This is a genomic window from Parabacteroides sp. merdae-related_45_40 (genome assembly GCF_001915675.1).
On sequence record NZ_MNQY01000141.1, the window covers coordinates 1 to 12,798 of the forward strand.

General features: G+C 45.8%; 8 protein-coding genes and 2 tRNA genes. 4 read left to right on the forward strand and 6 right to left on the reverse strand.

The genetic code is table 11. The annotated features are described in order from the left end of the window. Positions 1 to 71: 71 nt before the first annotated feature. The 4 genes from glpK to BHV83_RS20530 form a co-directional block, all read right to left on the reverse strand. Positions 72 to 1,574 (reverse strand): glycerol kinase GlpK, encoded by a 1,503-nt coding sequence (gene glpK, locus BHV83_RS20515; protein ID WP_005635115.1) that lies wholly within the window; start codon positions 1,572 to 1,574, stop codon positions 72 to 74. 268 nt (positions 1,575 to 1,842) lie between these two features. Beyond that, positions 1,843 to 4,188: a transglycosylase domain-containing protein gene (locus BHV83_RS20520; RefSeq protein ID WP_122205822.1), complete on the reverse strand. Its 2,346-nt coding sequence runs from the start codon at positions 4,186 to 4,188 to the stop codon at positions 1,843 to 1,845. Positions 4,189 to 4,269: 81 nt separating this feature from the next. Next, positions 4,270 to 5,316 (reverse strand): YeiH family protein, encoded by a 1,047-nt coding sequence (locus BHV83_RS20525; protein WP_122116569.1) that lies wholly within the window; start codon positions 5,314 to 5,316, stop codon positions 4,270 to 4,272. Between the two features lie 103 nt (positions 5,317 to 5,419). After that, positions 5,420 to 6,307 carry a LysR family transcriptional regulator gene (locus BHV83_RS20530; protein WP_286757993.1) on the reverse strand — a complete coding sequence of 296 codons (888 nt, stop codon included), beginning with the start codon at positions 6,305 to 6,307 and terminating at the stop codon, positions 5,420 to 5,422. A gap of 486 nt (positions 6,308 to 6,793) precedes the next feature. Here BHV83_RS20530 and BHV83_RS20535 point away from each other — a divergent pair, with 486 nt between their 5' ends. Both BHV83_RS20535 and BHV83_RS20540 read left to right on the forward strand, forming a co-directional pair. Further along, entirely contained in the window at positions 6,794 to 7,141 is a 348-nt protein-coding gene (locus BHV83_RS20535) for a hypothetical protein (RefSeq protein WP_147379841.1), read from the forward strand. 263 nt (positions 7,142 to 7,404) lie between these two features. After that, entirely contained in the window at positions 7,405 to 10,686 is a 3,282-nt protein-coding gene (locus tag BHV83_RS20540; RefSeq protein ID WP_122205825.1) for an AsmA-like C-terminal region-containing protein, read from the forward strand. On the opposite strand, the gene rfbB is transcribed toward BHV83_RS20540, so the two are convergent. Beyond that, positions 10,683 to 11,822, reverse strand: coding sequence for a dTDP-glucose 4,6-dehydratase (gene rfbB, locus BHV83_RS20545; RefSeq protein ID WP_119215966.1), 1,140 nt, complete (start codon positions 11,820 to 11,822; stop codon positions 10,683 to 10,685). The genes BHV83_RS20540 and rfbB overlap by 4 nt on opposite strands. Before the next feature lie 22 nt (positions 11,823 to 11,844). Further along, positions 11,845 to 12,402 (reverse strand): dTDP-4-dehydrorhamnose 3,5-epimerase, encoded by a 558-nt coding sequence (rfbC, locus tag BHV83_RS20550; RefSeq protein ID WP_036723469.1) that lies wholly within the window; start codon positions 12,400 to 12,402, stop codon positions 11,845 to 11,847. Positions 12,403 to 12,558: 156 nt separating this feature from the next. Here rfbC and BHV83_RS20555 point away from each other — a divergent pair. Together BHV83_RS20555 and BHV83_RS20560 are read left to right on the forward strand one after the other, a co-directional pair. Continuing rightward, positions 12,559 to 12,630 (forward strand) — tRNA-Cys (locus BHV83_RS20555). A gap of 36 nt (positions 12,631 to 12,666) precedes the next feature. Continuing rightward, a tRNA-Cys gene (locus BHV83_RS20560) sits at positions 12,667 to 12,738 on the forward strand. The last annotated feature ends 60 nt before the right edge of the window (positions 12,739 to 12,798 follow it).

Genomic DNA, 12,798 nt, shown 5'->3' on the forward strand with positions numbered 1-12,798 from the left:
ACAAAAGAGAGTAGAAAAAAAGAGACTTTATTTCGTAAATTCATGGTATATATTATAGATTATTCATACAACTAATCCGCAGCCCAATTCAAGCTCCTACCGACCGCTTTATGCCATTCGGTAAGCAAAGTCTCGGCCGTTTCTTCATGCATTTCAGCACTAAAGATATTATCCAAGGACCACTGTTCTTTCAGTTCATCCACATCTTTCCAGTAACCGATCGCCAACCCTGCCAGATAGGCGGCACCCAAAGCCGTTGTTTCAAGGACACGAGGACGAACCACCGGACAACGACAGATATCCGCCTGGAATTGCATCAGGAAGTTATTAGCAATCGCTCCACCATCCACACGGATCTCTTTCGGCTTGGCATGTATATCGTTTTCCATAGCCATCAAGACATCGTAGACCTGATAGCAAATACCTTCCAAGGCGGCACGGGTCAGATGGGCTGTACTTGTTCCGCGCGTGATTCCGATGATGACTCCACGGGCATACTGGTCCCAGTAAGGAGCTCCCAACCCGGTCAGCGCCGGAACAAAATAGACACCTCCGTTATCCGGCACGGAATTGGCCAGCTGCTCCGTGATAGCGGCACTCTGTATCAATCCTAACTCGTCACGCAACCATTGAACGACCGCACCACCGACAAAAACACTTCCTTCCAACGCATACGTCACTTTCCCATCCAGTTTCCAGGCAATAGTCGTCAACAAATTATTTTTAGATAAAACAGGCTTGCTTCCAGTATTCAGAATCATAAAGCATCCTGTTCCGTAAGTCGTTTTAATCATACCGATATCCGTACACAATTGTCCGAACAGGGCGGCTTGCTGATCACCGGCCATTCCCGAAACCGGGATACCGGTCTTAAATATCGGGGTGGAAGTCTCGCAATACACTTCGCTACTACTTTTCACTTCCGGCATCATGGATGCCGGAATTTGGAAAAGGTCAAGCAGTTCCTTATCCCATTCCTGCGTATGAATATTGAACAACATCGTACGGGAGGCATTCGTAATATCCGTAATAAATTCGGTTCCGCGGGTCAGTTTCCAAACCAACCAGGAATCGACCGTACCGAAACAAAGCTCCCCACGCTCGGCACGTTCCCGGACACCCTTCACATGATCAAGAATCCAACGTATCTTCGTAGCAGAAAAATAAGCATCGATCACCAATCCGGTCTTCTGCTGGATCAGAGAGGCATACCCCTTTGTTTTCAATTCTTCGCAATAGTCTGCCGTACGTCTGTCCTGCCAAACAATGGCGTTATAGACAGGGAAGCCGGTCTCCCGGTCCCATATTATCGTCGTTTCACGCTGGTTGGCAATACCGATACAGGCAATATGCATATCCGTCACATCCGCTTTAGCCATAGCCTCCTTGATGGCAGACGATTGTGTGTACCAAATCTCGTTCGGGTCATGTTCCACCCAGCCAGGCTTAGGGAAATACTGCTGGAATGTTTTCTGCGCTAGTGTGATGATATTGCCCTGATGGCTGAAAAGGATGGCTCTCGAAGAGGTCGTGCCCTGGTCGATAGCCAGCACATATTTATTTCTGAAATTCATATCTTTCGTCTCATTAGATTATTTTAATATAATGGGAAACTACCCGGTTAAAGTCTTTCAACCGGACGGTCTACCATGTTTTATCTTTTCCCCGTTCCATATCCCATATCATGAAAAGTTAACACATACAAATCTAACAAATAAATTCCGATTATGGTTCCACCGTCATGAAAAAGAAACACACGGATATAATAAAAAAATGCATGGCCATAAAATGAAAATTCCATAACCACGCATTTTTTATTGCACTTAAAAGCAAGCCTGTTTCTTATTCAAACATCTTATCAATGCCACCCACATCTGCCGGTGTCTGTTTTCGTTCCTCTTCGGTGGCCATTTTACAAGGATTCTGATACTGTTCGGGAATGTCGAAATCCTCTTCCTGCGAATAGCCCAACGTTTTGTCGGCATAAACTTTCTGCATGTAAAGTCCATAGATTGGCAGAGCCATACTAGCTCCCTGTCCTTCCGACATCCGGTCGAAATGGATAGAACGATCTTCACCGCCGACCCAGACACCGGATACCAAGCTCGGCGTAAAACCCATAAACCAACCGTCGGAGTTATTCTGAGTCGTACCGGTCTTTCCTCCCATCGGCGCTTTGATGCCATAACGGGCACGAATACGACCACCAGTACCACCGTCTATCACATTTTTCAACATGTGGAGCATCTTATAAGAAGCATCTTCCGTCAATACTTCACTCATCTGCGAATTGAAATTCGCAATCGTATTGCCGTAAGGATCCTCTATTCGGGTCACATACAAAGGTTCGACTCGTATGCCTTTGTTGGCAAAAGTCGTATAACCGCTTACCATCTCACCAACCGAGACATCTGGAGTCCCCAAACAAATCGAAACTACTGGATCCATTTCGTTCTTTAATCCGAACGAATGCAGCAGACGAACAAACGTATAGGGAGACAATTGGCTCATCAACCAAGCCGTCACCCAGTTGTCGGAATTCTGCAATCCCCACTGTACAGAAACCATCTCACCGATCCGTTTCTTATTCGAGTTACGGGGTTCCCAAAGCCGTCCGTTCTCATCGGTCAGGCGTTGTTGCACGTGCAACATCTCGTCACACGGACTGATACCTTCAATCATTGCAAGGGAATAGAGGTAAGGTTTAATAGTGGAACCGATCTGGCGACGGCCTCCATTCACCATATCATACTGGAAATCATTATAATCGATACCACCCACATAGGCTTTCACATGACCGGTGCGCGGATCCATCGACATGAAGCCGGTACGCAGGAAACTCTTATGATAGCGGATCGAATCCAACGGAGACATCGTCGTGTCTATAGCACCTCCCCAACTGAACACACGCATCTCGACCGGTTCGTTAAAGGCAGCCTTTATCTCTTTCTCACTCGCTCCCGCCTTCTTCATGGCACGGTACCGATCTGTCTGGTGCATAGCATGCATAAAGATCGTATCAACCTCGCCTTGACGTAAATCACGGGAGAACGGAGCATAACTTTTTCCTCTCTTCTCTTTAAAAAATGCAGGTTGAAGATAACCTCCGATATGCTCACGGACGGCATCCTCAGCATATTTCTGCATACGGGAATCAATGGTCGTATATATTTTTAAACCATCCGTATACAAATTATAGAATTCTCCATCAGCCTTTTTGTTCTTGTTACACCAACCGTATGCAGGATTCGTTTCCCAGGCAACCGAGTCTTCCTTGAACTGCTGCATCTGCCATCCCCGATAGTTTTTACGCTCAGGTTTCTTCGCCGTCAAAAATAAGCGCAGATATTCGCGGAAATAAGGAGCCAACCCTTCCTTATGATCCATACGGCTAAAATGAAGTGTGAGCGGCAAAGCCTTCAGCGAGTCACATTCCGCCTGCGTTATATAGCCGGCTTTCTGCATTTGTTCCAAAACCGTGTTACGCCGTCCGCGTGTCCGCTCGTTATGGCGCCTGGGATTAAAATAAGAGGGATTCTTACACATTCCGACAAGTGTCGCCGCTTCCTCGATCTTCAACATCTTGGGCGTCTTTCCGAAATAAACACGGGCAGCAGACTGGATTCCCACGGCATTATAAAGAAAGTCAAACTTATTCAGGTACATATTAATGATCTCTTCCTTCGTATAATAACGTTCAAGCTGGACGGCAATCACCCACTCGATCGGTTTCTGGAACAAACGTTCCATCACATTGTCAACACTTGGAGAAAACAATTGCTTTGCCAATTGTTGCGTAATGGTACTACCACCACCACCACTTTTCTGCATCAAAATGCCTCTCTTAACAACTGCACGAAACAGTCCCTGCGCATCGATACCGCTATGTTCGGCAAAACGGACATCTTCCGTTGCGATCAACGCCTTCACCAAATCGGGAGATAGATCGTTATAATTGACCATGATACGGTTATCCTGGCTATGCGCATAGATACCGAGTGTTTTCCCATCAGCAGACACGACCTGTGAAGCATATTTATCAATCGGGTTTTCAAGCTGTTCGACCGGTGGCATATAGCCTATCGAGCCTTTGGCTATTGCTGAAAACAATAAAACTACAGCACCTACCGCTATCGCAAACAGCAGCCAGAACGAAATTATAATACCTTTTGTTACCTTTGAAACCACTTTTCTCTATTTTTCTTGTTTTGGGCACAAAGGTAATAATTTATTAAGACACTCCCTCACCACAGCATCAAGCAATTTATGTTAAACCAAATACTTCGCCAACAAATAGCCACCACCTAACAACCAGATATACAATACTGCCGCCAAGATGAAAGGTTTCGCTCCGGCTTTCTTAAACTTCTCGATACTAGTTTCCGTACCCAATGCCGTCATGGCCATCGTCAACATAAATGTATCTATATTATTGATCCCGTCCACAACTGTATGAGGCAACAGATCAAAAGAATTAAAACCAATCACAGCCAGGAAACCGAAAGCAAACCACGGGATTGTGATCTTACCCCGTTTTGCTGTAACGGCTGCTGTTTCCTTTACGCTATCAGATACGGCTTTCACGGCGGTACGCGCCAAAGCAAAACTCATCATCACCAAGACGGGAGCCAGCATCATAACGCGAATCATTTTCACGATAATAGCCGTATCCGAAATTTCCTTTCCCATAACATTACCTGCACCTACGACATGCGCCACCTCGTGCAAGGTCGATCCGGTATAAAGCCCCATTTGTTCAGATGTCAGGTCCAATATGCCTGCACGGTACATGGCCGGATAGATAAACATCGACAAAGTGCCGAAAATAACGACTGTCGAAACGGCCACCGCTGTTTTATGCGGCTCGCTTTTCACGACCGGCTCGGCTCCCAATACGGCAGCAGCCCCACAGATCGCGCTACCGGTGGATGTCAGCAAAGCGAGATCTTTATCCATTTTCAGCAAACGCCCGACAAACAAACCTATGAATATGGTAGCCGCCACTATAATCGCATCGATCAGGATGGCCGGAAGCCCGATCTCGGCCACGCTCTGGAATGTCAGCCTGAAACCATACAACACGATACCGGCACGCAGTACCTGCTTCGTACAAAACAAAATACCGGGCACCCATGTCTCAGGCAGATGGTTGCGCAAACTGTTCGCATATACCATTCCCAACAGGATACCGACGATCAGAGGACTGAAGGATAGATTTTTGACAAAGGGAAACTCTGCTATGTAAAAAGCAGAACAAGAGAAAAGGGCGATCAACAGAATGCCATGAAGTACGTTACTCCTTTTTTCGCTAAACATATTCAATCAAGTTTAAAATCCATTATTTTTTAAAACCGTGGCAAAAGTAAGGCTTTTTTCCTCTATCCTTTCCTAATATGTTTTTATAGAGTATAACATCAGGTTATCGCCAGTTTTGGCAGGCATATCGGATGAAGCTTTCTTCCACTCCCCCGTTCTGTCCCTGCGGCTCGGCAAAGGTAAACATCCGTTCGGCGCGGAACCCCTCCACTTCGATCACCTTCAGCCTGCCGGACATCAATTCGCGGGTCACGGCACGGATAGAAACAATTCCCAACACCTCGGAGTTCTCCAAAAACAACTTAATACTTTCCGTACTCCCCATCTGCAACACCACATTCAGTTGCGAAAGTTTCACCTGATGTTCCGCCAGGGCAGCTTCCACCACATCCAGCGTTCCCGAACCGTTTTCGCGCAGGACAAGAGGCAGCGTACGGAGCTGTTCGATCGAAATCTCGTCATAGGCCGCCAATGAACTGCCCGTATGCGCCACGACGACCAGTTCGTCTCTCATAAAAGGGGTATAGTGAAGCGTGCCCTGGTGCGCCGTTCCTTCGACCAGGCCGAGGGTGATCTTTCCCTCCCGCAAGACCTGTTCGATATCGCGGCTATTCCCGTTCAGCAAAGAGACTTTTATCTCCGGGAACTTCTTGATAAAAGAGGCGAGGACAGGCGGCAGCACATATTGGGAAATCGTCGTACTTGCCCCCAACCGCAGTTCCCCGGCAAAATTATCCGTCAACAGGTTCATCTCGAAATCCATCTGCCGGTATGCAGCCAACAGCTGTTTCGTATGCGACAACAACAATTCACCCGCATGGGTCAGTCCGATATGGCTTCCCACCCGATCGAACAACGGTGTTTTATATTGCACCTCCAATTCATGAATATGCTTGCTGATGGCTGGCTGACTGATAAACAACTCTTTTGAAGCCTTCGTAAAGCTCAAATTCGTGGCTACGCTGTGAAATACTTTCAGACGAAAATCCATAAATATATTACTTTTTACTTTACCAAACTCATTAACGTGTCATAACTGTCAATCTTGCCATACTTAACTTCGGAGAAACTCTGATTTAGAAGACAATCTGCTATTAAGGTCATCTACGACATGTTCATTTATATTTTTTATTAGTTTAGGGCTCCATACTACTCAATCAGGCAAATGTTTCATGACAATTGCAAAGATAATCAAAATATCACTACTACCCCATCAAAATCGGATTTCTATCCCATGTTTTTAGAATAGTATTGCGGGTAATATTTTTTAACACAACAAATATACAGCTTTACCGTAATACATATAGCAAAACGATATTTGTCCAAAATGCACATCTGCATTGTTTAGGCACGAACTCAAATAAAGTCAATTATTATTTCACAAGGATAAATTTTACAATATCCCCCTGTTTTTCTATTTCAATCGAAAAGCTGAACGCTTTCAGATTGACCTTTACACACCAAAACGGCACTTTTCGTGGCATATATGAAAACCGTCCACTTGGAAAATAAAAAAAGCCGGCTGTTTGTCAATCTTTTTACCGGAATTCCCGACATTCTGACAAAGCTAAACTCCCGGAGAATCGGATATCCGGGGAAACAAAAGGGAGAGTCAAGGAATATGGAAAGAAATCCGAGGGTATTTTCAAGGATTCCGGCACCCCGTTTCCGTGACGACCGTCTTCATCGCCGTAAAAACGGACTTCATCGCCCCAGGATGCCGACTTCCCCTTATACAAAGACGGTCGTCATGGCAACGAAGACCGTCTTCGCGGGAAAAAACTGCGCACCTCACGGGAACAGTCTTTTCCTAACCACCTTTTAAACAGAAAACAGACCTCTGCAAACCGTTTATTTTAACTCAGATTTTGCAATTTCAGATCGTTTTTGACAATAAGGGGGCTCGCCATGCGATCCTAATCTTACTTTGTCTATCTTTTTTTAAACCACGACCCAATCTTCAAATGGCAAAACGGAATGAGCACTAAACGGATTATTCAAAAAAGGCAACAGATCACCTTCGTCATCTCCGGCTTTTTCATACTTTTGTATATTATAATTCTTGACAGAAGCATACATAAGATAAATATGAAAAGGAAAAAGAAAATACTGACGATCATCGTTCTGGCGACTATAACCCTGATATTCATACTCCCGGCTATCGGGTTCAGCATTCTGAACTGGGGAGTATTGCCGCCAGAGAAACTGACGCCACTGGTTATCGAGCAGGCAAATAAGTTCATCGATGCACATTTGGATTGCGAACGGGTGGAACTGACCTATTTCGAAACCTATCCTTATTTAGGCGTGAAGCTGACGAACGGCCACCTGATCTCGCACGCAGCCGAAGATTCGACCGCCCATGAAGAAGAACTGGCAATTCCTTCCGATTCGCTGCTTGCTTTCAACCGGGCAACCCTGTCTTTGCAACCACTCGATTACCTTTTTGGTAGTAAGATCACCATCAAAGACTTTTCCATCGAGAACCCGCGTTTCTATGGATTCGTCAATAAAAACGGACGTGCGAACTGGGATATTTACGAAAGTGAGACGGATTCGACAGAGACCGATGCAGGCAAAAAGCCCCTGCCGCCTATCGACCTGCAAAAGGTACGCATCTACGGAGGACATTTCACGTATGACGACCGCCAAGCTGACCTTTTTACCGAAATGCAGGGCTTCTTCGTACGCCTTGACGGTTCATTGGCTGGAGGAGCCAATACACTCGATTTGGAAATGGGCTGTTCATCCCTTTTATTCAGTAACCCAACTTATACATTGAAAAACGACTTGTCACTTCGTCTCAAAAGCAGGTTAGTGCTCGCCGAACACTACAACTCGATTACCTTGAAAGATGCGGAATTGAAGGTGAACAATCTGCCTTTCACCGCCGATGGCACTATACGCCACTTTCCGGAAAACCGACACACCCGTATCGATATGGATATGGGATTGAAAATCTCGGATATGAACGATCTGCTGAAATTCATTCCCGATGCCTATTTCCAGAATCGCGATAAGATACAAGCGGAAGGTTCAATCCTTATGGAAGGAAGCATTCACGGTTTCTTAGGGGACAGTATCGTACCAAATGCGAACCTGTGTTGCAAAATAGAAAACGGCTCCTATCACATAAAGGACATCAAACAAGGTATCGACACACTGGAAATGGACCTAGATATCCATCTGAACGGACCTTTTCCGGATTCTTCTTTCGTCTCGCTCGAACAACTCACGATGAAAGGGCTCAACACTTCATTGGATATGCAGGCCAAAGTAACCAACCTGTTCAAAAATCCGGCCGTCCGGGCCGGAATGAAAGGTAAAGTGGACTTCACCCGGTTGGGACAGGAATTCCTTAATCCGGACACGCTGTTAGTGGAAGGTGTAATGGATGCAGACCTATCGACCACTTTTACCGTGAATGACCTTGTCGAAAGCCGGTTCGGGAAGATACACAGTTCAGGAAAACTCAATATTGACAAGCTAAAAGCGTTCAGCCAGTCACTCGGCATGGATATTTTCATTTCCGATGCCTATCTGACAATCGACACGACACACCAGAAAAGTCTTTACATCGAATCACAAAACCTGATGCGGATGACGATGGGAATAGATAGCCTGAATATCAAATATAAAGATGAAATCAGCACGAACATAAGTAAATTGGAAATGCTTGCTCAAACATCGCCTGTTATTGATACAACAGCCGTCATACCGATGACCGGGCAATTGGCCTTCAACCATCTGAGAACCCGAACGGCCGATTCCGTCTGGATCGTGGCCGAACGTTCCGAACTGAAAGGTGGTATCAAACCGTCCACTTCCGACAAACTAACCCCGACTGCAGCCGCTGTCATTTCGATCGACACGCTGAAATACATCAGTATGCCTTTACGGACAGGACTCTCCCTGACGGAAAGCTCGTTTACGATCGAGACCCTTCCCTATCGTGATGCACGACGCCTACAGATGGCAAACCGGCAACGCCACACACTGACCGACGAACAACGTGTACATCTGACAGAAAAGAGAAAGAAGATGGCCGGGAAAACTGCCGTCGGCGACAGTAGCAAAACAGAAGGTCAATTCCTGCGCAAATGGGAAGCACGGGGCAGCATCTCTTTCAAACAAATGCGCGGTTTCAGCCGCATGTTCCCACTCCCGATATGGATGGAGCCGACGACGATGAGGTTCAACACAAACGACATCACACTGACAGATGCCCGCCTGCATCTCGGCAAAAGCAATTTCACCCTTAACGGCGAGATCAGCCAGATCCGGAAAGCGATGCTCCGCGGAGGAAAGTTGAAAGGAAATTTCAATCTAAATTCGGATTATATCGATTGCAATCAGTTGATGCAGGCAGTCAACAACGGTATGCAATATGGGGAAAACACGGACCTACTAATGCTCAGTGATGAAAATATCGCACAACTCAATACCGAATCGCTGCAAGATAGTATCGCACAAACAGAAACCGACACGACCAGCCAATTATTTGTTCTTCCAGCCTTTCTCGACGTGGCTCTCCATACGAATGCAAAACGTATCGATTTCAAGGATCTGGAATTAGAGAACGTGGTCGGCGAGATTGTCCTGCGCGATCAGAGTATCAACTTGAGCAAGCTCAATATACAATCCAATATGGGGAATGGGAACCTGACAATGGTCTACCGGGCTAAGAACGGACAAGAGGCAACCGCCGGTTTAGACCTCGATATGGAAGATGTGAAGGTGGAGAAGTTGATCGCCCTCTTCCCTTCCATCGACACATTAGTCCCGATGCTCCGTTCGTTCGAAGGTGTTTTGGATTGTCAGGTCACGGCTACTTGCAAGATGGATTCGACCATGTCTCTCATTATGCCGTCCATTAACTCGTCTTGCTATCTACACGGGGACAATATGGTACTGCTCGATGGAGAAACATTTACCGAAATATCCAAGACACTGATGTTCAAAAACAAGAAACGGAATATGATAGACAGTATTTCAGTAGACCTTGCCATCAAAGACAATAAGATCGAAGTCTTCCCATTCTTGGTGGAAATGGACCGTTACAAAGTGGCTGTCGGCGGAACGCATAATTTGGACATGACATTCAATTACCATCTATCGGTACTCAAATCGCCCGTTCCTTTCAAATTAGGAATCGACATCACCGGCAACCTGGATGATTTCAAATATAAGATCACGAAATGTAAATACAAGGATATTTTCAAGCCGGCCAAGCAAGCGGAATTGGACAGCACACGCAAGAATATCCGGAAAGATATCCGCGACGCAGTACGCAAACAGATCGAGGAAGCTGCGCCGGAATTAGGAAAAGACTTAGCTTTGGTAAAGGCTGCGGATGTATGGGAACCTTAACGGTTCCCATACATCCGCTCGTAATATTTCATATAATCTCCTCCCGTGATGTCTTCCACCCACTTCTGGTTGTCCAGATACCAACGGATCGTCTTGACAATTCCGGTTTCGAAAGAAGTTTCAGGTGTCCAGCCCAATTCGTTTGTAATCTTTGTCGGATCAATGGCATAACGCTGGTCATGGCCCAAACGGTCTTTTACAAAAGTAATCAGGCTGTCGTTGATCCAGTCGATGGAAATCTGCCCGTCCGCACCGATCTCTTTTTTCTTCAGAATCCGGCGGTATTCGGGTTGTTCCGTCATCAATCGGCGAATGGTACTGATTGTCAACTTCACGATCTCGATATTCTGCTTCTCGTTATGGCCTCCTACGTTATAGACCTCCCCTGCCCGTCCCTTATGGATCACCAAGTCGATAGCCTTGCAGTGGTCTTCCACGTACAGCCAGTCGCGTACATTTGTCCCGTCACCATAAACAGGAAGCGATTTACCTTCGAGAATGTTTTTAATAATCAGAGGTATCAGCTTTTCCGGGAAATGGTACGGACCATAATTGTTGGAACAACGGGTGATGCTGACCGGCATCTTATAAGTTTCGGAGTAAGCTTGTACAAACAGGTCGGCACTCGTCTTGGATGCACTGTACGGACTACGTGGGTCCAATGGAGTCGTTTCATGGAAATAGCCTTCGGCCCCCAGGCTACCATACACCTCATCGGTAGACACTTGGTGGAAACGGACACCCTCACGCCATTCAGGATAACCGGTAGCCGCTTTGCCCGTCACCCACGCTTTACGAGCAGAATCGAGCAGATTTTGAGTACCTAATATATTCGTGACCAGAAAAAGCTGCGGATTCTCGATACTGCGGTCCACATGGCTTTCCGCCGCAAAATTAACGACATAATCGAACTGGTATTTGGCAAAGAGCTCGTCCGTCAACGCACGATCGCAGATATTACCTTTCACAAACTCGCAACGCTCCCCGTCGATGTCTTCGGCAATCGTTCCGAGATTACCGGCGTAGGTCAGCAGATCCAAAACCACAATCTTTATTTCGGGATACTTCGCCAACATGTATTTAATGAAATTACCGCCTATAAAACCAGCCGCTCCGGTAATCAAGTAAGTTTTCATATCTATATTTTTAATTCATAATTCAAAACTCAAAATTTATCTCAGCGTCTTGCAGTAAAGCAGCATTCCTATCTTTATCCGACAAATTGAGGATAGCCGGTTCCGTGATCTTCCAGTCCACCCCGACCGTCGGATCATCAAAACGCAATCCGCGCTCATGTGTAGGTGCATAAGGGTTATCGACTTTATAAGTAAAAACCGCTTCCTCGCTCATGACATGAAAACCGTGGGCGAATCCCTGTGGGATAAAAAATTGACGTTTATTCTCATCGGACAACTCGACTGCTACATATTTCCCGAATGTCGGAGAACCTTTACGCAAATCGACGGCCACATCCAAAACACATCCTTTTATCACGCGTACCAACTTGGACTGCGAGTAAGGAGCCAACTGGTAATGCAATCCTCTCAACACGCCTTTTGATGAACAAGACTCGTTATCCTGCACAAATTCCACTTTGCCGATATGTTCTTCAAACTCCGCCTTCTTCCAAGCCTCCATAAAGTAACCGCGTGCATCTTTAAACACTTTCGGTTCAATGATCCACACACCGGGGATTTCAGTTTCAATATATGTCATTATCTTATTGTTTATGCTAATAGATGACAAAGTAACCTCTTTTTCCTTACTTCTCCAAACCTCCCCGAAAACAAAAAGAGAGAAAAAGATTTGCATATTCCAAATATATTATCTTTCTTTGCACTCGCAAAACCGGAATGTTTACAAAAACATATTGGTTCCTTGGATGAGTGGCTTAGTCAGCGGTCTGCAAAACCGTGTACGGCGGTTCGAATCCGCCAGGAACCTCTTATAATTGAAAATTATTTTTCACGACTTTATTTCGGTTCCTTGGATGAGTGGCTTAGTCAGTGGTCTGCAAAACCATGTACGGCGGTTCGAATCCGCCAGGAACCTCAAAAAAATCCTCTTAGCAAGTTTTTGTTAAGGGGATTTTTTATTTTTGTCCCGTAATCG

Excerpts from the sequence above, each read along its gene's own strand:
- glpK (WP_005635115.1), bottom strand. The coding sequence starts at position 1,574 with ATGAATTTCAGAAATAAATATGTGCTGGCTATCGACCAGGGCACGACC.
- BHV83_RS20525 (WP_122116569.1), bottom strand. The coding sequence starts at position 5,316 with ATGTTTAGCGAAAAAAGGAGTAACGTACTTCATGGCATTCTGTTGATC.
- BHV83_RS20530 (WP_286757993.1), bottom strand. The coding sequence starts at position 6,307 with ATGGATTTTCGTCTGAAAGTATTTCACAGCGTAGCCACGAATTTGAGC.
- BHV83_RS20540 (WP_122205825.1), top strand. The coding sequence starts at position 7,405 with ATGAAAAGGAAAAAGAAAATACTGACGATCATCGTTCTGGCGACTATA.
- rfbB (WP_119215966.1), bottom strand. The coding sequence starts at position 11,822 with ATGAAAACTTACTTGATTACCGGAGCGGCTGGTTTTATAGGCGGTAAT.
- rfbC (WP_036723469.1), bottom strand. The coding sequence starts at position 12,402 with ATGACATATATTGAAACTGAAATCCCCGGTGTGTGGATCATTGAACCG.